The sequence below is a fragment of the Streptomyces maremycinicus genome, assembly GCF_001184025.1.
GTDB classification, from domain to species: domain Bacteria; phylum Actinomycetota; class Actinomycetes; order Streptomycetales; family Streptomycetaceae; genus Streptomyces; species Streptomyces maremycinicus.
This window is the reverse complement of sequence record NZ_BBYG01000020.1, coordinates 299,335-321,381: the sequence shown is the minus strand read 5'-3', so window position 1 is coordinate 321,381 and position 22,047 is coordinate 299,335. Positions and strand designations below refer to the sequence as shown.

Annotated in this window: 21 protein-coding genes; 13 read left to right on the top strand and 8 right to left on the bottom strand. The window is 72.0% G+C overall.

Annotated features, from left to right (window positions below):
• Positions 1–13: 13 nt before the first annotated feature.
• Positions 14–796, bottom strand: coding sequence for an IclR family transcriptional regulator (locus AOQ37_RS31880; protein WP_062649505.1), 783 nt, complete (start codon positions 794–796; stop codon positions 14–16).
• Positions 797–989: 193 nt separating this feature from the next.
• On the opposite strand from AOQ37_RS31880, the gene AOQ37_RS31875 reads away from it, so the two are divergent.
• From AOQ37_RS31875 to AOQ37_RS31820, 11 genes are all read left to right on the top strand, one after another.
• Positions 990–1,925, top strand: coding sequence for a 5-dehydro-4-deoxyglucarate dehydratase (locus tag AOQ37_RS31875; protein WP_062649561.1), 936 nt, complete (start codon positions 990–992; stop codon positions 1,923–1,925).
• Positions 1,922–3,211: a glucarate dehydratase family protein gene (locus tag AOQ37_RS31870; protein WP_062649503.1), complete on the top strand. Its 1,290-nt coding sequence runs from the start codon at positions 1,922–1,924 to the stop codon at positions 3,209–3,211. Before AOQ37_RS31875 ends, AOQ37_RS31870 begins: the two co-directional genes overlap by 4 nt.
• 275 nt (positions 3,212–3,486) lie before the next feature.
• On the top strand, positions 3,487–4,563 hold the full coding sequence (locus tag AOQ37_RS31865) for a carbohydrate kinase family protein (protein WP_234437066.1): 1,077 nt from the start codon (positions 3,487–3,489) through the stop codon (positions 4,561–4,563).
• 147 nt (positions 4,564–4,710) lie between these two features.
• The gene (locus AOQ37_RS31860) at positions 4,711–6,849 is read left to right on the top strand and encodes a PhoH family protein (protein WP_062649500.1); all 2,139 of its coding nucleotides are present in this window, start codon (positions 4,711–4,713) and stop codon (positions 6,847–6,849) included.
• Between the two features lie 13 nt (positions 6,850–6,862).
• Positions 6,863–7,360, top strand: coding sequence for an rRNA maturation RNase YbeY (gene ybeY, locus AOQ37_RS31855; RefSeq protein WP_020127737.1), 498 nt, complete (start codon positions 6,863–6,865; stop codon positions 7,358–7,360).
• Positions 7,357–8,664, top strand: a complete 1,308-nt coding sequence (locus tag AOQ37_RS31850; protein WP_062649498.1) for a hemolysin family protein — start codon at positions 7,357–7,359, stop codon at positions 8,662–8,664. The genes ybeY and AOQ37_RS31850 overlap by 4 nt, the downstream gene beginning before the upstream one ends.
• A gap of 108 nt (positions 8,665–8,772) precedes the next feature.
• Positions 8,773–9,132 (top strand): MmcQ/YjbR family DNA-binding protein, encoded by a 360-nt coding sequence (locus tag AOQ37_RS31845; RefSeq protein ID WP_062649496.1) that lies wholly within the window; start codon positions 8,773–8,775, stop codon positions 9,130–9,132.
• 36 nt (positions 9,133–9,168) lie between these two features.
• A complete protein-coding gene (locus AOQ37_RS31840; protein WP_062649494.1) occupies positions 9,169–9,522 on the top strand; it encodes a cytidine deaminase-like protein in 354 nt (117 codons plus the stop codon).
• A 311-nt stretch (positions 9,523–9,833) separates the two neighbouring features.
• Complete coding sequence (locus AOQ37_RS31835) at positions 9,834–10,310, top strand: hypothetical protein (protein ID WP_062649492.1); 477 nt, start codon at positions 9,834–9,836, stop codon at positions 10,308–10,310.
• A 171-nt stretch (positions 10,311–10,481) separates the two neighbouring features.
• Positions 10,482–11,822 carry a beta-xylosidase gene (locus tag AOQ37_RS31830; protein ID WP_062649490.1) on the top strand — a complete coding sequence of 447 codons (1,341 nt, stop codon included), beginning with the start codon at positions 10,482–10,484 and terminating at the stop codon, positions 11,820–11,822.
• 185 nt (positions 11,823–12,007) lie between these two features.
• On the top strand, positions 12,008–13,033 hold the full coding sequence (locus AOQ37_RS31820) for a CLIPPER-2 domain-containing protein (protein WP_062649486.1): 1,026 nt from the start codon (positions 12,008–12,010) through the stop codon (positions 13,031–13,033).
• Here AOQ37_RS31820 and AOQ37_RS31815 read toward each other — a convergent pair.
• Both AOQ37_RS31815 and AOQ37_RS31810 read right to left on the bottom strand, forming a co-directional pair.
• The gene (locus AOQ37_RS31815) at positions 13,030–13,368 is read right to left on the bottom strand and encodes a P-II family nitrogen regulator (RefSeq protein ID WP_062649484.1); all 339 of its coding nucleotides are present in this window, start codon (positions 13,366–13,368) and stop codon (positions 13,030–13,032) included. The two genes, AOQ37_RS31820 and AOQ37_RS31815, sit on opposite strands and share 4 nt — an antisense overlap.
• Positions 13,365–14,675, bottom strand: a complete 1,311-nt coding sequence (locus AOQ37_RS31810; protein WP_062649560.1) for an ammonium transporter — start codon at positions 14,673–14,675, stop codon at positions 13,365–13,367. Before AOQ37_RS31810 ends, AOQ37_RS31815 begins: the two co-directional genes overlap by 4 nt.
• 174 nt (positions 14,676–14,849) lie before the next feature.
• Between AOQ37_RS31810 and era the strand changes: the two genes are divergently transcribed.
• Positions 14,850–15,803 (top strand): GTPase Era, encoded by a 954-nt coding sequence (gene era, locus AOQ37_RS31805; protein WP_062649481.1) that lies wholly within the window; start codon positions 14,850–14,852, stop codon positions 15,801–15,803.
• 16 nt (positions 15,804–15,819) lie between these two features.
• Here the strand turns inward: era and AOQ37_RS31800 are convergent, their stop codons facing one another.
• Positions 15,820–16,668, bottom strand: a complete 849-nt coding sequence (locus AOQ37_RS31800) for a helix-turn-helix transcriptional regulator (protein WP_062649479.1) — start codon at positions 16,666–16,668, stop codon at positions 15,820–15,822.
• Positions 16,669–16,793: 125 nt separating this feature from the next.
• On the opposite strand from AOQ37_RS31800, the gene AOQ37_RS31795 reads away from it, so the two are divergent.
• A complete protein-coding gene (locus AOQ37_RS31795; RefSeq protein ID WP_062649477.1) occupies positions 16,794–17,651 on the top strand; it encodes an NAD-dependent epimerase/dehydratase family protein in 858 nt (285 codons plus the stop codon).
• 21 nt (positions 17,652–17,672) lie between these two features.
• On the opposite strand, the gene AOQ37_RS31790 is transcribed toward AOQ37_RS31795, so the two are convergent.
• From AOQ37_RS31790 to AOQ37_RS31775, 4 genes are all read right to left on the bottom strand, one after another.
• On the bottom strand, positions 17,673–18,932 hold the full coding sequence (locus AOQ37_RS31790) for an MFS transporter (protein WP_062649475.1): 1,260 nt from the start codon (positions 18,930–18,932) through the stop codon (positions 17,673–17,675).
• On the bottom strand, positions 18,929–20,254 hold the full coding sequence (locus AOQ37_RS31785) for a GH1 family beta-glucosidase (RefSeq protein WP_062649473.1): 1,326 nt from the start codon (positions 20,252–20,254) through the stop codon (positions 18,929–18,931). The genes AOQ37_RS31790 and AOQ37_RS31785 overlap by 4 nt, the downstream gene beginning before the upstream one ends.
• 92 nt (positions 20,255–20,346) lie before the next feature.
• Positions 20,347–20,613: a protealysin inhibitor emfourin gene (locus tag AOQ37_RS31780; protein WP_062649470.1), complete on the bottom strand. Its 267-nt coding sequence runs from the start codon at positions 20,611–20,613 to the stop codon at positions 20,347–20,349.
• A 21-nt stretch (positions 20,614–20,634) separates the two neighbouring features.
• The gene (locus tag AOQ37_RS31775; RefSeq protein ID WP_062649468.1) at positions 20,635–21,705 is read right to left on the bottom strand and encodes a M4 family metallopeptidase; all 1,071 of its coding nucleotides are present in this window, start codon (positions 21,703–21,705) and stop codon (positions 20,635–20,637) included.
• Positions 21,706–22,047: the final 342 nt, after the last annotated feature.

Here is a 22,047-nt window from a genome sequence, read left to right as displayed (position 1 = left end):
TTTGTTAGGAGTTCTAACGCCAGTCGGGCGCGCCGGCCGAGCCCGGTGCCGTCGCCTCGATCTTCGCCCTGATCTCCCGCATGACCACGACGATCCGCTCCTCGTGCCCCGGCGTCAGCCGGGCCACCGGCACCGAGCAGCTGATCGCGTCCTGCGCGGGGCTGTCGTACCGCAGCGCGAACCCGAACCCGACGATGCCGAGGACGCCCTCCTGGCGGTCCACGGAGTAGCCCCGCTCCCGCACCGCGGCGAGGTCGGCGAGCAGCGCCTGACGGCTCGTGAGGGAGTGCGGGGTGAACGCCTCGTACGGCCCCTCGGGCAGCTCGCCGTCCGGCCGCTGGGCCAGCAGCGCCTTGCCGAGCGCGCCGACGTGCGCCGGGAGCCGCCGTCCGACCCTGCTGATCGTGCGCAGGTACGCGTGCGACTCGCGCGTCGCCAGATAGGCCACCCCGCGGCCGTCCAGGCGGCCCAGGTGGATCGTCTCGCCCAGCGCCTCGGACGCCTCGTCGAGGTAGGGCCGGACCAGCCGCACGCGCGGGTCGGAGTCGAGATAGCTCGTGCCGGTCAGCAGGGCGTGGATGCCGATGCCGTAGAGGGACCCGGTGACGTCGGTGCGCACCCAGCCGCGGCCGATCAGGGTCTGGAGCAGCGCGTACATCGAGCTGCGCGGCACGCCCAGCTCGTCCGCCAGCTCCTGGAGCCGCGCCGGCCGGTCGCCGCGCGCCGCGAGCAGTTCCAGCAGCTCGACCGTGCGCGCCGCGGACTTCACCTCGCGGACGCCGCCTGTCTCCGACATGTCCCGATCGTAAGGGTGTGCGGGTGGCGGAGTGCGCGGGCGGCGGAGTGCGCGCCCTGCGCCCATTGACGGCTGCCGTTCGCGTATCTAACCTCCATCTTCATACGTAGACGACGTTTACATGGGGAGATGACCGAGGGTGAGCCTCGACAGGGATCTCGACAGGGACACGGTCCGACGCCTGCGGGACGGCATGGCGCGGGGGGTGCTGTCGTTCCCGCTCACGAGCTTCCACGACGACGGCTCCCTCGACCCCGACGGCTTCCGCGCGCAGGTCGCGGACAGCGTCGCGACCGGGCCCGGTGCCGTCTTCCCCGCCTGCGGCACCGGGGAGTTCTTCTCCCTCGACGAGGACGAGTACCGGCAGGTGGTGACCATCGCCGTCGAGGAGGCGGGCGGCCGGCTGCCCGTCGTCGCCGGTGTCGGCTACGGCTGGGCCCAGGCCGCCCGGTTCGCGCGCATCGCTGAGGAGGCCGGAGCCGACGCCCTGCTCGTCCTGCCGCACTACCTCGTCACCGCCCCGCAGGACGGCCTCGTCGCCCAGTTGGAGCGGCTCGCCGCCCGCACCCGGCTGCCCCTCATCGCCTACCAGCGCGGCCAGGTCGCCTTCACCGCCGCCTCGCTGCGGCGCATCGCTGCCGTCCCGGGCGTCATCGGCCTCAAGGACGGCCACAGCGACCTCGACCGCCTCCAGCGGCTCACCCTCGCCGCCCCCGACGGCTTCCTCTTCTTCAACGGCGCCGCCACCGCCGAGATCCAGGCCCGCGCCTACGCCACCGTGGGCGTGCCCGCCTACTCCTCCGCCGTCCACGCCTTCGCCCCGGAGATCGCGAACGCCTTCTTCACCGCCCTGCGCGACGGCGACAGGGGCGACGGCGGTAGGGGCGACGCGGCCGGGACGGACGACAAGACGGTGCAGCGGCTGCTGCGCGACTTCTACGTCCCGTTCGTCGAACTCTGCGACCGGGTGCCGGGGTACGCCGTGTCCCTGGTGAAGGCGGCGGCCCGGCTGCGCGGCCGTCCCGTCGGACCGGTCCGCGCCCCGCTCACCGACCCCTCGCCCGCCGACCTCGCCGACCTCAGGACCCTGCTGGGCACCGGCCTCGACCTCGTAGGAGCCGCGCTGTGAACCTCACGATCGCCGACGTCCGCCTGACCCCGATCCTGGTCGCCGACCCGCCCCTGCTCAACACACGGGGTGTGCACCAGCCGTACACCCCCCGGCTGATCGTGGAGGTCGAGACGGCGGACGGGGTCACCGGCGTCGGCGAGACCTACGGCGACACCAAGTACCTGGAACTGGCCCGCCCGTTCGCCGGGAAGCTGCGCGGCCGCCCGGTGAGCGACCTGAACGCCCTGTTCACCGTCGCCGACGAGGTGGCCGTGGACGCCTCGCGGGTCTCCGGCAAGGTCGACGTCGGCGGACTGCGCGGCGTCCAGACCGCCGACAAGCTGCGGCTCTCCGTCGTCTCCGCCTTCGAGGTCGCCTGTCTCGACGCCCTCGGCAAGGCGCTCGGCCTGCCCGTGCACACCCTGCTCGGCGGGAAGGTCCGCGACACGGTCGAGTACAGCGCCTACCTCTTCTACAAGTGGGCCGACCACCCCGAGGGCGTCCCCGCCGAGAAGGACGGCTGGGGCGCTGCCCTCGACCCGGCCGGTGTCGTCGAGCAGGCCCGGCGCTTCAAGGAGCGCTACGGCTTCACCTCCTTCAAGCTCAAGGGCGGTGTCTTCCCGCCGGACCAGGAGATCGCCGCCGTACGGGCACTGGCCGAGGCGTTCCCCGGCCACCCACTGCGGCTCGACCCCAACGGCGCCTGGTCCGTGCCGACCTCGCTGAAGGTGGCCGACGAGATCGGCGGCCTCCTCGAGTACCTGGAGGACCCGGCCCTCGGCACCCCGGCGATGGCCGAGGTGGCGGCGCGGACCGACGTGCCGCTCGCCACCAACATGTGCGTGACGACGTTCGCCGAGATCAAGGAGGCGTTCACCCGCGACGCCGTCCAGGTCGTCCTGTCCGACCACCACTACTGGGGCGGACTGCGCAACACCCGGCAACTGGCCGAGATCTGCCGCACGTTCGGCGTCGGGATCTCCATGCACTCCAACACCCACCTGGGCATCTCGCTGGCCGCCATGACCCATGTGGCGTCCACCGTCCCCGGCCTCCACCACGCCTGCGACTCGCACTACCCCTGGCAGTCCGAGGACGTCCTCACCGAACGCCTCACCTTCCACGAGGGCAAGGTCACCGTGTCGGACGCGCCCGGCCTCGGCGTCGCGCTCGACCGGGACAGGCTCCGGGTCCTGCACCGGCGCTGGCTCGACGACGACGGCGCCCTGCGCGAGCGCGACGACGCCGCCGCGATGCGGGTGGCCGACCCCGACTGGGTCACCCCGGCCGTGCCTCGCTGGTGACCGAGCGCGCACGACGCCGGGGCGCGGGGTGCGGCCGGTGTGGGCGAGTGTCCTCGCGGCGCGGGTGACGGACGGCGTGTCGCCGGTGGCGTGGTGCACACTGGCCAGATCGGCACCACGTCAGGGAGCGCACCGTGACCGCGTCCAACGCGTCCACCGGAGAGGGACACCACCACCCGAGCGGCCGCACCGGCCAGAACAGCGGCCGCACCGGCCAGAACGGACACACCGGCCCGGCCGGCCCGTCCGGCGGCCCGGCCACCGGGGCGGACCCCCTGGCCGCCCGGCGCGCCCCCGACGACCCGCCGTGGGACGTCTACCTCACCGGTCCCGTCTTCCTCGACATCATCTTCACCGGGCTGGACTCCGCCCCGGTGCGCGGGACCGAGTCCTGGGCCCGCGGCATGGGCTCGAGCCCCGGCGGTGTCGCCAACATGGCCACCGCCCTGGCCCGGCTCGGCCTGCGCACCTCCCTCGCCGCCGCGTTCGGCGACGACCACTACGGCGAGTACTGCTGGGACGCCCTGGAGCGGGGCGAGGGCATCGACCTCAGCACCTCCCGCACGGTCCCCGGCTGGCATTCCTCCGTCACCGTCTCCATGGCGTACGAGGGGGAACGCACGATGGTCTCGCACGGCCACGAGCCGCCCCCGCAGGCACCCGAACCCGCCTGCCCGCCGCACGCCCGCGCGGCCGTCGCCTCCCTCACCCCCGGCAGACGCGCCCCCTGGATCCAGCAGGCCGCCGCCCGCGGCACCCGCATCTTCGCCGACGTCGGCTGGGACGACACCGGGGCCTGGGACCTGGCCGGCCTCGGCGACCTGGCGCACTGCGAGGCCTTCCTGCCGAACGCGGAGGAGGCCATGCGCTACACCGGCGCCGCCTGCCCCCGCGCCGCCGCGCACGCCCTCACCGAGCACGTCCCGCTCGCGGTCGTGACGCTCGGTGCCGAGGGCGCCTACGCCGTGGACCGCCGCACGGGCGAGTCCGCCGAGGTCCCGGCCATCGCCGTCGAGGCCCTCGACCCCACCGGCGCCGGGGACGTCTTCGTGGCCGGCTTCGTCACCGGCACACTGGCCGACTGGCCGCTCGCCGACCGCCTCGCCTTCGCCGGCCTCACCGCGGCCCTCTCCGTGCAGGAGTTCGGCGGCTCGCTCTCCGCCCCCGGCTGGTCCGAGATCGCGGCCTGGTGGCGCAGGGTCCAGTCGGTCGAGGGCCAGGACCCGGAGGCACTGCGGCGGTACGCGTTCCTGGACGCCCTGCTGCCGGCCCTGCTCCCGGAGACGGACGGGGCCGCCCCGTGGCCGCTGCGCCGGGCGGTGCCGACGATCGGGTTCGGCCGCTCGGCGTAGCCGCCCGGCCCCGGTCCCGGCCCGCTCACCGGACCCGGAAAAGCCCTACGGCGTTGTCAGTGCCCTGGCGTACCCTGGAACACGCCAGGCCGCCCTCGTGGCAGGCGAGACGCATCCGGGAGGACGTAGAGGCCCTCGGGCCGGCCTATGACTCAGACACCCACAGCTCACACGCCCGCGCAGGGCAAGGCGAGAGCACAGTTCACCGTTCCCGCCCAGCACCCCATGGTGGCCGTGCTGGGATCCGGAGACTCCCTCCTGCGCGTGATAGAGACGGCCTTCCCGGCGGCCGACATCCACGTCCGGGGCAATGAGATCAGCGCGGTCGGCGACCCACGGGAAGTCGCTCTCGTCCAGCGCCTGTTCGACGAGATGATGCTGGTGCTCCGCACCGGGCAGCCGATGACGGAGGACGCAGTGGAACGCTCGATCGCCATGCTGCGGGCGAGTGAGAACGGGACGAGTGACGGCCAGGAGACCCCGGCCGAGGTTCTGACACAGAACATCCTGTCCTCGCGCGGTCGCACCATCAGACCCAAGACCCTCAACCAGAAGCGGTACGTCGACGCGATCGACAAGCACACGATCGTCTTCGGCATCGGCCCGGCCGGTACCGGCAAGACCTATCTGGCCATGGCCAAGGCGGTCCAGGCCCTCCAGTCCAAGCAGGTCAACCGCATCATCCTGACTCGTCCGGCGGTCGAGGCGGGGGAGCGGCTCGGCTTCCTCCCGGGCACGCTGTACGAGAAGATCGACCCGTACCTGCGCCCGCTGTACGACGCGCTGCACGACATGCTGGACCCGGACTCGATCCCGAAGCTGATGGCGGCGGGCACGATCGAGGTCGCGCCGCTGGCGTACATGCGGGGTAGAGCGCAACCGCGGTTCACGAACGTTCTGACCCCGGATGGTTGGCGGCCGATCGGCGACCTCCAGGTCGGCGACCTGGTCATCGGCTCGAACGGTGAGCCGACCCCCGTGCTGGGCGTCTACCCGCAAGGCGAGAAGGACGTCTACCGCGTGACGGCCCAGGACGGCGCCTCGACCCTGGCCTGCGCCGAGCACCTGTGGACCGTCAGGACGCGTGACGACAAGCGCCGCGACAAGCCGTGGCGGGTCCTGGAGACCCAGGACATGATCGGCAACCTGCGCGCGGCCCACGCCCGCCGGTACGAGCTGCCGATGCTCACCGCTCCGGTCTGCTTCCCGGAGCGTGAGGTCCCCGTGGACCCCTACGCGCTGGGCCTGCTGCTGGGCGACGGTTGCCTCACCGGGTCTACGACCCCGTCCTTCGCGACGGAGGACCCGGAATTGGCGCACGCGCTGGAAGGCGCGCTGCCCGGTGTCGCGGTGCGGCACAAGGGAGGACCCGACTACGTCCTCAACCGGATCAAGAGCCCCGGTGACGTCGTCACTGTGGAGAACCCGGTCACGCGGGTCCTGCGCGAACTGGACCTGCTGCCTACCCGGTCGCACACCAAGTTCGTCCCTGACGACTACCTGTACAACACGGCCGAGGTACGTCTGGCTGTGCTGCAAGGGCTTCTCGATTCCGACGGCGGTCCCGTCACGCAGAAGGACCGCACCTGCCGCGTCCAGTACACGACGACGTCGATTCTGCTCCGCGACGACGTGATTTCGCTCGTGCAGTCATTGGGCGGTGTCGCGTACACCCGTCGTAGGGCCGCCGAAGGACGCACACCGGGTCTCGCGAACGGCAGGGAGGTCGGGTACCGGTACGACGCTCATATCGTCGACATCCGGCTGCCCGAAGGCATCGAGCCCTTCCGTCTCGCCCGCAAGCGCGACAAGTACCTCGCGGCCGGAGGCGGCGGAGGCCCGATGCGCTTCATCGACAGCATCGAGCCCGCCGGCAGGGAGGAAACCGTCTGCATCCAGGTGGCCGCCGAGGACTCCCTCTACGTCACCACGGATCACCTGCTGACGCACAACACGCTCAACGACGCCTTCATCATCCTGGACGAGGCCCAGAACACGAGCCCCGAGCAGATGAAGATGTTCCTCACCCGCCTCGGCTTCGACTCGAAGATCGTGATCACGGGTGACGTGACCCAGGTCGACCTGCCGAACGGCACGAAGTCGGGTCTGCGACAGGTCCAGGACATCCTGGAGGGGCTCGACGACGTGCACTTCTCCCGCCTGTCGTCCCAGGACGTCGTCCGGCACAAGCTCGTCGGCCGTATCGTCGACGCGTACGAGCAGTACGACAGCCAGAACGGTACGGAGAACGGCACCCACAAGGGCGGCCGCAACAAGCGGAAGTAGACAAGTCAGCACCATGTCGATCGACGTCAACAACGAGTCCGGAACCGAGGTCGACGAGCAGGCGATCCTCGACATCGCCCGCTACGCGCTCGCGCGGATGCGCATCCACCCGCTCTCCGAACTCTCGGTGATCGTCGTGGACACCGATGCCATGGAGCAGTTGCACATCCAGTGGATGGACCTGCCGGGGCCGACGGACGTCATGTCCTTCCCGATGGACGAGCTGCGTCCGCCGTCGAAGGACGACGACGAGCCCCCGCAGGGCCTCCTCGGCGACATCGTGCTGTGCCCCGAGGTCGCCGCCCGGCAGGGCACGGAGGCGCCGACGCAGCACTCCATGGACGAGGAGCTCCAACTGCTCACCGTCCACGGGGTGCTGCACCTGCTGGGGTACGACCACGAGGAGCCCGACGAGAAGGCCGAGATGTTCGGTCTCCAGGCCGCCATCGTCGACGGCTGGCGTGCGGAGAAGGGCCTGACCGGTCCGTCCCCGGCCCCGACCGTCTCATGAGCCTCACCCTCGTCGCCGGCGCGATCGCCCTGGTCGTCGTCGCCTGGCTCGCCGCCTGCGCGGAGGCGGGCCTCGCGCGCGTCTCCAGCTTCCGCGCCGAGGAGGCCGTACGGTCCGGCCGGCGGGGCAGCGCCAAGCTGGCGCAGATCGCCGCCGACCCCACCCGCTATCTGAACGTGGCGCTGCTGGTCCGCGTCGCCTGCGAGATGGCGGCCGCCGCGCTGGTCACCTACGCCTGCCTCCAGGAGATCGACGGCACGACCGGGGCCCTGTTCGCGGCGATCGGCGTGATGGTCCTCGTCTCGTACGTCGCCGTGGGCGTGTCCCCGCGCACCATCGGCCGCCAGCACCCGCTGAACACCGCGACGGCGGCCGCGTACGTGCTGCTGCCGCTGGCGCGGATCATGGGACCGATCCCGTCGCTCCTCATCCTCATCGGCAACGCGCTGACGCCCGGCAAGGGCTTCCGCCGGGGCCCCTTCGCCTCCGAGGCGGAGCTGCGCGCGCTGGTCGACCTCGCCGAGAAGGAGTCCCTGATCGAGGACGACGAGCGCCGCATGGTGCACTCCGTCTTCGAACTCGGTGACACCCTCGTGCGCGAGGTCATGGTCCCGAGGACGGACCTCGTCGTCATCGAGCGGTACAAGACGATCCGGCAGGCGCTGACCCTCGCGCTGCGTTCGGGTTTCTCCCGCATACCGGTGACCGGGGAGAACGAGGACGACATCGTCGGCATCGTGTATCTCAAGGACCTGGTCCGCAAGACGCACATCAACCGGGACGCCGAGGGCGAGCTGGTGTCGACGGCGATGCGGCCCGCCGCCTTCGTGCCCGACACCAAGAACGCCGGTGATCTGCTGCGCGAGATGCAGCAGGACCGCAACCACGTCGCCGTCGTCATCGACGAGTACGGCGGCACGGCAGGGATCGTCACCATCGAGGACATCCTCGAGGAGATCGTCGGCGAGATCACCGACGAGTACGACCGTGAACTCCCGCCCGTCGAGGAGCTCGGCGACGACCGCCACCGGGTCACCGCCCGCCTCGACATCACCGACCTCGGCGAGCTGTACGGGCTCGAGGAGTACGACGACGAGGACGTGGAGACCGTCGGCGGGCTGCTCGCCAAGGCCCTGGGCCGGGTGCCCATCGCCGGGGCGTCCAGCGTGGTCGATCTGCCGGACGGGCGCGCGCTGCGGCTGACGGCGGAGGCCGCGGCCGGCCGCCGGAACAAGATCGTCACGGTACTGGTGGAGCCGGTGGAACCGGCGGACCGGCCGGAGACCGAGCCGCAACCGGAATGACGGAATGCCGGAATGCCGGAACCCCCGAGTCCCGGTCTGCGGGAATCCGGGGGCCGGCGGAGTACCCGAACGCCGGAACGCGGAACGACGGAGTGAGGGAGTGACCGAGTGACCCCCCAGGAACTGCGCGCCTTGTGCCTCTCCTTCAACGCGGTGGTGGAGGAGTTCCCCTTCCGGCCGGAGATCTCGGTCTTCAAGGTCGGCGGCAAGCTGTTCGCGCTGACGTCCCTGGACGCCCGGCCCCTGACGGTGAACCTCAAGTGCGACCCGGACGACGCGGTGCGGCTGCGCGGGGAGCACAAGGGGCTGATCGTCCCCGGGTGGCACATGAACAAGCGGCACTGGAACACGGTGACGGTCGACGGAGAGCTCCCGGACCGGCTGGTGCGGGAGCTCGTCGAGGACTCCTACGACCTCGTGGTCGCCGGGCTGCCGAGGGCCGAGCGGCTACGGCTGGACCGGCCCTGACGCGGTGAGCGGATCGGGTCTTCGTATGCTCGGGGCATGACCGACAGCAACGCGCTCGACCCCGAGGACCGCAAGATCGTCACCCTGGCCCGTTCCGCGCGGGCCCGCAACGGGGTGCCCGAGGGGGCCGCCGTACGGGACGAGACGGGACGTACGTATGTCGCGGGGACGGTGGAGCTGCCGTCGCTGCGGCTGAGCGCGCTCCGGACGGCGGTGGCGATGGCGGTGGCCTCGGGGGCGGAGTCGCTCGAGGCGGCGGCCGTGGTGACCTCCGCGGAGGCGGCCGACGAGGCCGATCTGGCCGCCGTGCGCGATCTCGGCGGGGCGGGGACCCCGGTGCTGATCGCCGCGCCGGACGGGACCGTCCGGCACACCGTCTCCGCGGGCTGACGCCCCCGGCCCGGGGCGGCCCCGGCGGGTCGTCTGTGGCGGCCCTGTGGCAGGCCTGTGGCGGAACCTGAGGCAGGCCAGGCCTGAGGTGGGCCTGTGGCAGGGCCCGAGGTAGGCCGGTTTTCCACCTTGCCGTCCTCCTGCCGCGCGCGCGTCAATGGGACCGCAAGTTCCGACGGACCGTCAGATCTGCACGCCGGATCCCGCCCGGGCAGGCTGTCCGCACCCATCCCTCCCGTGGTGGTCCGTCGGTATCTCCCGTCCATCCACCCCCCACATGGATTCCCGTACTCGGGAAGGGAGCGGATCCCATGAGAGGCAAGCGAATCGGATCAGGTGCGGCAATGCTGGCCGGGGCCCTGGCGGTCACCGGACTGGCCCTCGCGCCCTCGGCCGCCGCCGTCACCCCGCTGACGGCGAACGTCACCGCCAGCTGCGGTCTCTTCGGAGGCGGCGCGGCCACCCTCACGGCCACCCAGACGGGCACGGCCGCCACCCTCAAGCTGACGTCCACCGCGATCACCACGCCGATCGCGATCGGCGCGAACAGCATCAGTTCCACGCTCACGATGGCGAACTCGACCGGTTCGGCGAGGGTCTTCTCCGGCACGGTGAACCCCGCCATGCCGGCCGGCTCCACGATCACGGTCGGTCCGCTCAACGGGACCGTGGCCTCCGGTGACAAGCTGGACTTCTACGGCGGCTCCCTGAAGATGGTCGTCTTCGGGATCACCGTCACCTGTACGACGAGCGCGGCGCAGACGCCGGGCCCCTTCGTGTTCAGCTGATAGCGGTCGGAAACCGAGCCGACAGGCCGTCGGTTTCCCGGCGACGCCAGGAAGCTGACGGCCCATCAGTTCACCGCGTGATGTCCATTGACTTCTCACGCGATCCGCACCTCAATGCCCCCTGTCGGCGCAGAAGAGCCGCTGCGCCCGCACCCTGGAGGAGGGGGCAACATGGGTTCACCCCGAAGTTCCGGAAGCACCCGAGGTTCCCGAAGACGGCGCTGGGCGTCACTGCTCGGGGCGACCGCGCTGGCGGTCGCCGCCGGCGGGGCGCTGGCGGCCCCGGCCGGCGCCGCGGTCGACGTGGACTACCCTACGCACTGCATTCCGCCGGCCATCGCGGGCCTCCCGCCGATCGACGGCACCACCACCGCGAAGATCACGGTGGACGACACCAGCCCCGCCGTCGGCGACACCGTCACCGTCACCTACACGGTGGTCACCCCCGCCGCGAGCAACCCGACCGACCTGGCTCTGCCGGCCGACATCATGACGCCGACGGGCAAGGTCACCCTCGGCGGCGCGCAGACCGGCAGCGTCACCGTCACGGGGCCGAGGAAGAACGACCCGGTGCCCGGCAGGGGGGCCTTCCCGTCGTTCTCGATGACCGGCACCTTCACCGTCACCGCGCCCGGCGCGATCACCCTCTCGCCCGGTGACTACAACATCCACACCAGCTACATCCTGGAGCTGGACACTCCCTGCACGGTGACCGACCCGCCCGCCCCGGTGTCGGAGACGGTCACCGCCGCCGACAACCCGCCGGCCAACACCCGTGCGATCTCGCTGGGTTCGGCCTCCGGCAGCCCGGGCGCCTCCGTGGCCGTCACCGGCAGCGGCTTCACGCCGGGCGCGACCGTCACCCTGGCCGGGCGCTCCGCGTCGGCCCAGACCGCGGACACGGCGACCGTGACCGCGAACGCGCAGGGCGGTGTCTCGGGCTCGCTCGTCGTCAGCGACCTCACCACGACCGGTGTGGTGGCGTACGAGGGCGGCGCGTGGAGCGCGGAGCTCGGCGCCGGGCCGGTCGCGTACGTCGTCATCGACGACCAGCCGGTACCCGAGGGCAGCCAGAAGGTGACCACCACGGTCCGGGCGGGCACGCTGTCGATGTCCCAGGCCGGGGACGCCGTCCAGCTGTCCGCGGTCGACTTCGGACAGGGCGGGGCCTCGACCGGCGCGCTCCGGACCGTGACCGTCAAGGACTTCCGCGGCGGACCCGCGGGCTGGTCCCTGACCGGCAAGGTCACCGACTTCAGCGGCCCCGGTGCCAAGATCGACGCCGGCAAGCTGAGCTGGACGCCCGCGTGCGCCACCAAGGCGGGCAGCCCGAGCACCTGTCAGGCCGGTTCGGCGGGCACCGTCGGCGCCGCGGGGGCGACCCTGGCGTCCACGCCCGACGGCACGGCCACCGGCGGTGAGTTCACCACCGGAGCCCAACTGTCCCTCGACGTACCGTCGTTCACGCCTCCGGGCAGCTACGCCGGCGTCCTGACCCTCACGCTCACCTGAGCGTACGCACCACGTCCACCGGTGGCCGGGCGCCCGCCCCACAGGTCCGCACCCGCCCGTCCAGCCGGCCGCCGAGACCCGCCCGCCGAAGCCCGTGCGCCGAAGTCCGCTCCTCGAAGTCCGTCCGCCGAAGCCCGTTCGCCGGGGCCCGCAGCCCGGGCCCGTCCGCCGGGGGGTCCGCACCCATGCGCAAGCCGTACGTCCTCCTCCTTCCGCTGCTGCTGTTCCTCGCGACGCTCGCGACTCCCGCCCGCGCCGCCGACAACGGCAGCTGGTCGGTCTACCCCGTCTCCTCGGCCGTCGCCGCGCGGCCCTACTTCTATGTCTCCGCCGATCCCGGCCAGACGATCGAGGACGAGGTCGTCGTCGCCAACAAGACGGACGAGCCGCTCACCTTCCGGCTGTACGCGGCCGACGCCTACAACACCGCGCGCGACGGCGGGTTCGCCGTGAAGTCGCTCGGCGAGAGGATGCGCGGCGTGGGCGCGTGGGCCGAGCTGCCGAAGGACCGGGTCACCGTGCCCGGCCGGGCCACGGTCACCGTGCCGTTCACCGTCCGGGTGCCCGAGGGCGCCGAACCCGGCGACCACCCTGGGGCGATCGTCGCCCTCGACGAACGGGTCGAGCAGGGCGACGGCGGGGTCGCGCTGGGCGTCCAGAGGGCCGTCGGCGCCCGCGTCTACCTCCAGGTCGGCGGGCCCACGCTGCCCGCGCTCTCCGTCGAGAACGTGCGGATCGGCCACGACCAGCCGCTGATCCCCGGCCTCGGCGACAGCACGGCGACGATCTCCTACACCCTGCACAACACCGGCAACGTCACCCTCGCGCCGAAGGTGGAGCTGAAGGCAACCGGCCTGTTCGGCCGCACCCTGCTCACCCGGGACCTGACGAAGCTCCCCTCCCAGCTCCTCCCGGGCCAACGGGTCCGCCTCACCGAACACTGGACCGACGCCCCCCAGCTCGACCGGAGCGTCGTCACGCTGACGGCCACCGCCAAGGGCACCGAGGAGTCGGCGAAAGCGTCCTTCGTGGCGGTGCCGTGGCTGGTGGTCGCGGTCGTGGTGGCGGCGATCGCGGCAGGGGTACGGCTCGTGGTCGGACGGCGGCGAAGGCCCGCGGGGCCCGGCCGCCCAGGGGCGCGGGGAACCGCGCGACAAGCCCCCACGGACCCGAGGCCGAAACTCGGCCGAACCGCCGGAGGCCGACGCTAGAGCGCGTCGGGCCCCCGCTCGCCCGTCCGCACCCGCACGACCGACTCGACCGGTACCGCCCACACCTTGCCGTCACCGATCTTCCCGGTCCGTGCGGCCAGCACCACCGCGTCGATCACGGCCTCGGACTCCGCGTCCTCGACGACGACCTCGATGCGCACCTTGGGCACGAGGTCGACCTGGTACTCGGCGCCCCGGTACACCTCGGTGTGGCCGCGCTGCCGGCCGTAGCCGCTGGCCTCGGTCACGGTCAGGCCGTGCACGCCGAGCTCCTGGAGTGCCGTCTTGACCTCGTCGAGGCGGTAGGGCTTGACGATCGCGGTGATGAGCTTCATTCCTGTGGCTTGACCTTCTGGGCGGAGAGGACGGAGTGCGAGCCGACCGGGGCGCCGTGGCCCAGGACGCCGTGATCGTATGCGGTCTCGGCGTGCACCGTAAGGTCCAGGCCGGTGTGCTCGTGGTCCTCGTCGGCGCGCAGACCGATCGTCCTGTCGAGCACCTTGCCGATGCCGTACGTGACCGTGAAGGCGTACGCCCCCACGACGAGCACCGCGACCAGCTGCTTGCCGAGCTGGGCGAGCCCGCCGCCGTAGAGGAGGCCCTCGGTGCCGCCGGTCATGGTGTCCACCGCGAAGACGCCGATGAGGAGCGTGCCGATGATCCCGCCGACCAGGTGGACGCCGACGACGTCGAGGGAGTCGTCGTAGTTCAGCCGGAACTTCCAGCCCACGGCGTAGGAGCAGACGACACCGGCCGCCAGGCCGACGACCAGGGCGCCGAGCAGGGAGACCGAGCCGCAGGAGGGCGTGATGGCCACCAGGCCCGCGACGGCGCCGGACGCCGCGCCCAGCGTCGTCGGGTGGCCGTCGCGCCTCTGCTCGACGAAGAGCCAGCCGAGCAGCCCGGTGCAGCCGGCGGCGAGGGTGTTGAGGAAGGCGGCGGCCGCCAGACCGTTCGCGCCGAGGGCGGAGCCCGCGTTGAAGCCGAACCAGCCGAACCAGAGCAGACCCGCGCCCAGCATCACCATGGGCAGGTTGTGCGGACGCATGGCGTCCTTCTTGAAGCCCAGGCGCGGGCCCAGGACCAGGCACAACGCCAGGCCCGAGGCACCCGAGGTGATCTCGACGGGCAGACCGCCGGCGAAGTCGAGGGCGCCGAGCCGGTCGAGGATCCAGCCACCGGGGCCCCACACCCAGTGCGCGACGGGAACGTATACGAGGAGTGCCCAGACCGGTACGAAGACCAGCCACGCGCCGAACTTCGCCCGGTCCGCGATCGCGCCGCTGATCAGAGCCGCGGTGATGATCGCGAAGGTGAGCTGGAAGGTGGCGAAGAGCAGGGTGGGGACGGTCCCCTGCACGCTGTCCGGGCCGAGGCCCGCCATCCCGGCGTGCTCCAGCCCGCCGATCAGCCCGCCCCCGGCGTCGTCGCCGAACGCGAGCGAGTAGCCGGCCGTCAGCCACACCACCGTGACCAGCGCGATCGATACGAAGCTCATCATGAGCATGTTGAGGACGCTCTTCGTGCGGACCATGCCGCCGTAGAAGAGGGCCAGACCCGGGGTCATGAGCAGGACGAGGGCGGTGGCGGCGAGCAGCCAGGCGGTGTCGCCGGTGTTCGCGTGGGCGGCGGCCAGAGTCACGGAGGTCTCCAACGAGGCGGGGGCTCGTCAGAGGTTCACCGCTTCCGGTTTCCGGTCGCGTACAGGTGTGTTTCCGTGACGTTTCGTTGCGTGGAGGTTTCCGGGAGCTCACCGGAGAGGGCGCTGCCGCTCGTGTGTGCGGCGGGGCTTCGTGGATCAGGGAGAATGGGGGCCATGAGCGTCCGTAACCAGTCATCCGAGCAGTCGGCCGAGGCCCCCCACCGCGCCGGCTTCGCCTGCTTCGTGGGCCGTCCCAACGCGGGCAAGTCCACCCTCACGAACGCTCTCGTCGGGAAGAAGGTGGCGATCACCTCGAACCGTCCGCAGACCACCCGGCACACGGTGCGGGGCATCGTGCACCGGCCGGACGCCCAGCTGATCCTGGTCGACACGCCGGGCCTGCACAAGCCGCGCACCCTGCTCGGCGAGCGGCTCAACGACGTCGTGCGCGCCACCTGGGCCGAGGTCGACGTCATCGGCTTCTGCCTGCCGGCCGACGAGAAGCTGGGCCCGGGCGACCGCTTCATCGCCAAGGAGCTGGCCGGGATCAAGCGGACCCCGAAGGTCGCCGTCGTCACGAAGACCGACCTCGTGGACTCCAAGACGCTCGCCGAGCAGCTCATCGCGATCGACCAGCTCGGCAAGGAGCTCGGGTTCGAGTGGGCCGAGATCGTGCCCGTCTCGGCGGTCGGCGACCAGCAGGTCGGGCTGCTGGCGGACCTGCTCGCCCCGATGCTCCCGGAGAGCCCGCCGCTCTACCCCGAGGGCGACCTGACGGACGAGCCCGAGCAGGTGATGGTCGCCGAGCTGATCCGCGAGGCGGCGCTGGAAGGCGTCCGCGACGAACTCCCGCACTCCATCGCGGTGGTCGTCGAGGAGATGCTCCCGCGCGAGGACCGTCCGGCGGAGAAGCCGCTGCTCGACATCCACGCCAACATCTACATCGAGCGCCCCAGCCAGAAGGGCATCATCATCGGCCCCAAGGGCAAGCGCCTGAAGGACGTCGGCATCAAGTCCCGCAAGCAGATCGAGGCCCTGCTGGGCACGCCGGTCTTCCTGGACCTGCACGTGAAGGTCGCGAAGGACTGGCAGCGCGACCCGAAGCAGCTGCGCAAGCTGGGGTTCTGAGGCCGTCAGGGGGCTCTCAGACGGCCTGCGGGGACATGTCCTGGAGCCCCACCACCCGGAGCAACCGGAGCCGTTCGTAGGCCTCCGTGCCCGGGCGGGCCGTGTGGATGACCAGGAGCTGGTGGTGCTCGTGGCTGAGGAGCACCTCGCAGTCCAGTTCCAGCAGACCGACCAGCGGGTGCAGGAAGCGTTTCGTCGCCCTGTGGCGCAGGGACACCTCGTGTTCGTCCCACAGGCGGGCGAACTCCTCGCTCGACGCCCGGAGTTCGGCCACCAGTGCGGCCGGTTCGGGGTCGTCCGGGCGGGCGGCGGTCACCGCGCGCAGGTTGGCCACCTGGGCACGGGCGTGGTCCGGCCGGTCCTCCTCCGGGAACAGGCTGCGGGCCCGCGGGTCCAGGAAGTAGAGCCGGAGCAGGTTGCGCTCGCGCCGGGGGCGTGACATCACGTCGCGGGTCAGCGCCCTGGCCATCGCGTTCTGTGCCAGGACCTCGCCGCAGTCGGTCACCACCTGCGCCGGGGTGTCGTGCAGGCGGTCCAGGATCAGCATCAGGCCGGGCGGGACGTGCGCCGACGCCGTCTCCCGGCGCGGCGGCTCCTCGCCGGACAGGTGGAACAGATGGTCGCGCTCGTCGGCGGTCAGCCGCAGCGCGCGGGCCAGCGCCGTCAGCATCTGGCGGGACGGGCGCGGGCCGCGGCGCTGTTCCAGGCGCGTGTAGTAGTCGACCGACATCCCCGCCAGCTGGGCCACCTCCTCGCGGCGCAGGCCGGGCGTACGGCGGCGGGCCCCGGGCGTCAGACCCACGTCCGACGGGGACAGACGGGCCCGCCCGCGGCGCAGGAAGTCGGCGAGTTCGGTTCGGTTCACCCCTCCAGGCTGCGCCATCGCGACCGCCTTATCCAGGGACTGCCGGTCCCCTGATCGACGGGTCTCTCCCGCTCCCGTCCGCTCCGCCCGAGGCTGGTGCCACCAGACCAAGAGGAGCGAGAACGATGTTGACACTGGTGACGGGGACGACGGGACAGGTCGGCCGGCGCTTCGTGCCGAGGCTGCTGGCGCAGTCCACGGCAGGGGAGAAGGTGCGGGTCCTGGTGCGGGACGCGGCCCGGGGGGAGCGGTACGCGGAACTGGGCGCCGAGGTCGTGCTCGGGGATCTGCGGGACGCGGAGGCGCTCGGCAAGGCGGTGGCCGGCGCGGACGCCGTCGTGAACGTCGCGGCCTCCTTCCGCGGGGTGCCGGACGAGGAGGCGTGGGCCGTCAACCGGGACGCGGCGGTGGAACTGGGCCGTGCCGCGCTGGCCTCGGGGGTGCGGCGTTTCGTACAGGTCAGCACGGGACTGGTGTACGGCCTCGGGCGGGGCCGCCCGCTGACCGAGGACGACGAGGTCCGGCCCGCCGACGGCCCGATGTGGGGCGCCTACCCGGAGGCGAAGGGGGTGGCCGAGCGGGAGCTGTTCGCGCTCGACGGCCTGGACGTGCGCGTCGGCCGCCTCGCCTTCGTCTACGGCGAGGGCGATCCGCACCTGGCGCAGTCGCTGCGGTGGGCCGGTGACTGGGCGGCGACCCAGCGGCTGCACATGGTCCATCACGCGGACGTCGCCCAGGGCCTGCTGCGTCTCCTGCACGCGCCGGGCATCGCCGGCCGGGCCTACAACATCGCCGACGACGCCCCCGTGACGGCGGTCGAACTGCACCAGCTCAACGGGGTCGAGGTGCCCGCCGAGCTCTACGGGCGCACCGACCCGGACCCGTTCTTCCAGCTGACCTCCACCGAACGCATCCGCCGCGAACTCGGCTTCCGCCCGCTGTACCCCAGCGTCTACGCGGCCCGCGACGCCGGAGCCCTCTGACGGCCGGCCCGGCCCCGGCGCTCAGTCCACCCCTCTGATCCGGCCCACCAGCACCGCCCCCGCCAGCCCGACCGCCGCCGCCACCAGGTACAGCACCCGGTAGCCGCCCAGGTGGGCGACGATCGGCGCGGCGAGGGCGGGGGCCGCGACCTGGGGCAGGGCGTTGGCCACGTTGATGACGCCCAGGTCCTTGCCCCGGTCCCCGGCCTTCGGCAGCACGTCCGTCATCAGCGCGAAGTCGACCGACGTGAACACCCCGAAGCCGATGCCGAGCACCGCCGCCGCGACGATCGCCCCCGGCCAGGTCTGCCGGACCGCGAGGCCCGCCGTCGCCACCGCCATCAGCAGGCCCGCCCCGATGACGAACGGCTTGCGCCGGCCGAGCCGGTCCGACCAGACGCCCCCGACGACCACCGTGGCGAGCAGCGTCAGCCCGTTCACCGCCGTCAGGATCAGCACGCCCTGCTCGGGGTCGGAGTGGTGCAGACGGTCGCGCAGGTAGTAGAGGAGGTACAGCAGGACCAGCGCGTTGCTCAGGTTCATCAGGAAGCGGGTCAGCCACGCCCAGCCCAGATCGGGGTACTCGCGCGGGCTCAGCCAGAACCCGGCCGCGAAGCCCCGCCAGGACCACGCGGGCCGGTCCGCCACCGCAAGCCGCGGATCCTCGTACCGGAGGACGTACGGCAGCACGCCCAGCGTCGTGAACACCGCGCACGCCACGTACCCCGCGCCGACGCCCCCGGCGGCCGTCGCGAGTCCCGTGCCGCCGACCACGCCCAGGATCTGCGCGGCGCCCAGCCAGCCGCCCACCGCGCCCCGCTGGAGCCGGGGGACCCGGTCGGGGACGGCGGCCGTCACCGCGGCGAAGGCCGCGTTCAAGGTCAGCTGGACCAGGCACCAGCCCGCCGCCATGGTCCACACGCCGTCCGCCCCGGCGAGCAGCAGCAGGGAGAGGGCGCCGCCCGCCGTTCCCGCCACGATCCACGGCGTACGGCGGCCGCGGCGGGAGGTCGTGCGGTCCGACAGCGCGCCGAAGAGGGGGTTCGCGGCCAGGGACACCACCGCGCCCACGCCCGTCACCCAGGCCAGCATCGTCTCCTTCGACAGGCCGGAGCCGGGTGCGAAGTCCTCGGCCTGCGAGGCCAGCAGGATCTGGAGGGGGCCGTACCAGCCCACCCAGATCGCGCCGTTGGCGAGGGACAGGGCCGACGTCCAGCCCCGGCCCACCCTCTCCACGGGCTCGGCCAGGGCGGCCGAGGGGGCCCTGCCCGCGGTCGTCATCCCTGCGCCCGCAGCACGTCCCGCAGCCAGCCGTACGACGCCTTCGGCGTCCGGGCCCGGGTCTCGAAGTCCACGTGGACCAGGCCGAAGCGGCGCGCGTACCCTTCCGCCCACTCGAAGTTGTCCAGCAGCGACCACACGAAGTAGCCGCGCACGTCGACGCCGGCCTCCACCGCCCGGTGCAGGGCGCGGAGGTGACCGTCCAGGTAGGCGATGCGCTCCTGGTCGTCCACGCCCTCGTAACTGCATCCGTTCTCCGTGATGACGACCGGGGGGAGCCGGTCGCCGTAGCGGTCGCGGAAGGCGGTCAGGAGTTCCGTCAGCCCCTCCGGGACGACCGGCCAGCCGAAGTCGGTCACCGGGACGTCCTCTATCTGCTGTACCGAGAAGGGGAGTTCGGCCGGCATGCGGATACCGCCGAACTCGATCTCCGAGCCCTGCGGGGCACCCACCCTGGTCGGGGCGTAGTAGTTGATCCCGTACCAGTCGAGCGGCTCCGAGATCACCTCGAGGTCGCCCCGCACGTCGCCGCCCGGCATCAACTCGCCCAGGCCTTCAGGGTATTCGCCCAGCAATACGGGTTCCGCGAACAGCCGGTTCAGCAGGACGTCGTAGAAGGCGGCGGCCTCCACGTCGGCGGTTTCGCGGGAGGCCGGCCAGGTCGGGCCGTGCGAGTTGGCGATGCCGATGTCCGTGGCGCCGGCCGCGCGCAGCGCCCGGACGGCGAGGCCGTGGCCCAGCAGCTGGTGGTGGGCGGCCGGGAGCGCGTCGAACAGGAGCTGCTTGCCGGGCGCGTGGGTGCCGAGGGCGTGCCCCAGCAGGGTGTGCTCGGCGGGCTCGTTGACGGTGATCCACTTCTTCACCCGGTCACCGAGGCGCTCGGCCACCACCGACACGTACTCGGCGAACCGGGCGGCGGTGTCCCGTTCCAGCCAGTCGAGCCGGGCGGGCAGGTCCCAGTGGAAGAGGGTGGGGACCGGGCGGACCCCGGCCGCGCACAGCTCGTCGACGAGCCGGTCGTAGAAGCCGAGACCGCCGGGCGAGTTCACCCTCGGCCACGAGATCGAGAAGCGGTAGGCGTCCACGCCCAGGCCCGACAGCAGCGCCACGTCCTCGGGGTAGCGGTGGTAGTGGTCGCAGGCCACCGCCGCCGTGGAGCCGTCCTTCACCCGCCCCGGCAGCGCGGTGAAGGTGTCCCAGACCGAAGGTTCGCGCTGGTCCGCCGCGCCCTCGATCTGATGCGCGGAGGTGGACACGCCCCACAGGAAGTCTGCCGGGAAGCGGGGCATCGGGTTCGCCGCGTCGCGCGGATCGTTCACCATGGGCGGGATCATCCTTACCGCTGGGTAAGGAAGTCAACGTCCCGGCGTGAAACGGCAGTTGTCCCCGCCCCGCGCGCCCCCCGCGAGCCCCCTCAGGCCCCTTCCTTCAGCACCCGGGAGATCAGCTCCCGCTGCTCCGGGGTGAGCCGGGGATCGGCCGCGTACACCGTCCGGCCGTCCACGGTGATCTCGTAGCTGAAGCCGTCCGGCACGCCGGCCGACGGCGCGCCCCGGCCGGCGGTGACCGCCTGCTCGGCCAGGGCGTGCCACTCGGGGGCGTCGGGCCGTCCCGTGGTGTCCACCTCGGCACGGCGCTCGATGCCCGCGAACCCGCCCGTGCGACTCACCTGAATACGCATGGGTCCCTGTCTATTACGGACTCAGAGAATCCGCACCCCCACCTGCTCCCAGGCCTTCTCCACGGCCTGGAGCTCCTCCCCGCCGCTGCCGAAGCGCTCCCGCGCCGCCTTCACCGTCAGCTTGGCGAAGTCGGTGAAGAAGGCCCGCTCGCCGAGCTCGCCGCCGGTCAGGACGTCGTACCAGATCTGGCCCGCCTTCTCCCAGGCGTAGCCGCCGAGGGCGGTGGCGGCCAGGTAGAACGCGTGGTTGGGAATGCCGGAGTTGATGTGCACGCCGCCGTTGTCGCGGCCGGTGCGGACGTATTCGTCCATCGTCGCGGGCTGCGGGTCCTTGCCGAGGACGTCGTCGTCGTAGGCGGTGCCGGGTGCCTTCATGGAGCGCAGGGCGGTGCCGGTGACGGCCGGGGCGAGCAGGCCGGCGCCGATCAGCCAGTCGGCCTCGGCGGCGGTCTGGCCGAGCGAGTACTGCTTGATGAGCGAGCCGAACACGTCGGACATCGACTCGTTGAGGGCGCCCGGCTGGCCGTTGTAGGTCAGGTTCGCCGTGTACTGCGTGACGCCGTGGGTGAGTTCGTGCCCGATGACGTCGATGGAGTTGGTGAAGTCGACGAAGATCTCGCCGTCGCCGTCGCCGAACACCATCTGCTCGCCGTTCCAGAAGGCGTTGTTGTAGCCCTCGTCGTAGTGGACGGTGGCGTCGAGGGCGAGGCCGTCGCCGTCGATCGAGTGGCGCCGGTAGCCCTTCAGATACAGGTCGAAGGTGGCGCCGAGCCCGGAGTAGGCGCGGTTGACCGTGGCGTCCCGGCCGGGGTCCTGGCCCTCGGCGCGGACCTCGGTGCCGGGCAGCGAGGTGCCGTGCTCGGCGTCGTAGATCGTGCGCAGCGGCTGGTCCGACGGTGCCTTCGCCGCCGGGGCGGCGAGCAGGCCGTACTCGGTGTTCACCTGGCGCAGTGCGCGCAGCTCGCTGTCGCGCAGGATGGTGCGCCGCGCGGGACCGGAGAGAGCGGGGTCGTCGTTGCGCGCCAGCCGGTCGAGGACGTGCGGCGGTACGACGGTGCAGAAGACGGGCTCGAAGCCCCCGTGAGTCGTCATGCCCGGCACCTTTGCACTGCGTCATGACGCTGTCACCACCGGCAACCATGATTGGTGAAATACGGTGACATAGGGGCCTGATCTGCGGCGGCGGGTGGTATGGCGTGGGGGCGGGAAGTGGCGTGGCACACGTTCCGTCCCTTTTACTACGGTTCCTCCCGACGGTCCCGCATACTGGAACGAACCCGCGCGACGGAAGCGGCTCCGCTAGGCTGCGGAGCACTATGCGTTTCGGGCTGCTTCTCCTTAGCTGCCGCGGCGAGGGCCTGTAGTCGAGGCCGACTCCCTCCCCGCGGTGCTTGGTGTTGCGCGTCGGCCGTCCTTCCGTCCGGACACACTCCG

What these genes read in the sequence shown, in the direction of transcription:
- AOQ37_RS31880 (WP_062649505.1), bottom strand. Translation starts at nt 796, where the DNA reads ATGTCGGAGACAGGCGGCGTCCGCGAGGTGAAGTCCGCGGCGCGCACG.
- AOQ37_RS31875 (WP_062649561.1), top strand. Translation starts at nt 990, where the DNA reads ATGGCGCGGGGGGTGCTGTCGTTCCCGCTCACGAGCTTCCACGACGAC.
- AOQ37_RS31860 (WP_062649500.1), top strand. Translation starts at nt 4,711, where the DNA reads ATGACTCAGACACCCACAGCTCACACGCCCGCGCAGGGCAAGGCGAGA.
- ybeY (WP_020127737.1), top strand. Translation starts at nt 6,863, where the DNA reads ATGTCGATCGACGTCAACAACGAGTCCGGAACCGAGGTCGACGAGCAG.
- AOQ37_RS31850 (WP_062649498.1), top strand. Translation starts at nt 7,357, where the DNA reads ATGAGCCTCACCCTCGTCGCCGGCGCGATCGCCCTGGTCGTCGTCGCC.
- AOQ37_RS31840 (WP_062649494.1), top strand. Translation starts at nt 9,169, where the DNA reads ATGACCGACAGCAACGCGCTCGACCCCGAGGACCGCAAGATCGTCACC.
- AOQ37_RS31835 (WP_062649492.1), top strand. Translation starts at nt 9,834, where the DNA reads ATGAGAGGCAAGCGAATCGGATCAGGTGCGGCAATGCTGGCCGGGGCC.
- AOQ37_RS31830 (WP_062649490.1), top strand. Translation starts at nt 10,482, where the DNA reads ATGGGTTCACCCCGAAGTTCCGGAAGCACCCGAGGTTCCCGAAGACGG.
- AOQ37_RS31820 (WP_062649486.1), top strand. Translation starts at nt 12,008, where the DNA reads ATGCGCAAGCCGTACGTCCTCCTCCTTCCGCTGCTGCTGTTCCTCGCG.
- AOQ37_RS31815 (WP_062649484.1), bottom strand. Translation starts at nt 13,368, where the DNA reads ATGAAGCTCATCACCGCGATCGTCAAGCCCTACCGCCTCGACGAGGTC.
- era (WP_062649481.1), top strand. Translation starts at nt 14,850, where the DNA reads ATGAGCGTCCGTAACCAGTCATCCGAGCAGTCGGCCGAGGCCCCCCAC.
- AOQ37_RS31795 (WP_062649477.1), top strand. Translation starts at nt 16,794, where the DNA reads ATGTTGACACTGGTGACGGGGACGACGGGACAGGTCGGCCGGCGCTTC.
- AOQ37_RS31790 (WP_062649475.1), bottom strand. Translation starts at nt 18,932, where the DNA reads ATGACGACCGCGGGCAGGGCCCCCTCGGCCGCCCTGGCCGAGCCCGTG.
- AOQ37_RS31785 (WP_062649473.1), bottom strand. Translation starts at nt 20,254, where the DNA reads ATGGTGAACGATCCGCGCGACGCGGCGAACCCGATGCCCCGCTTCCCG.
- AOQ37_RS31780 (WP_062649470.1), bottom strand. Translation starts at nt 20,613, where the DNA reads ATGCGTATTCAGGTGAGTCGCACGGGCGGGTTCGCGGGCATCGAGCGC.
- AOQ37_RS31775 (WP_062649468.1), bottom strand. Translation starts at nt 21,705, where the DNA reads ATGACGACTCACGGGGGCTTCGAGCCCGTCTTCTGCACCGTCGTACCG.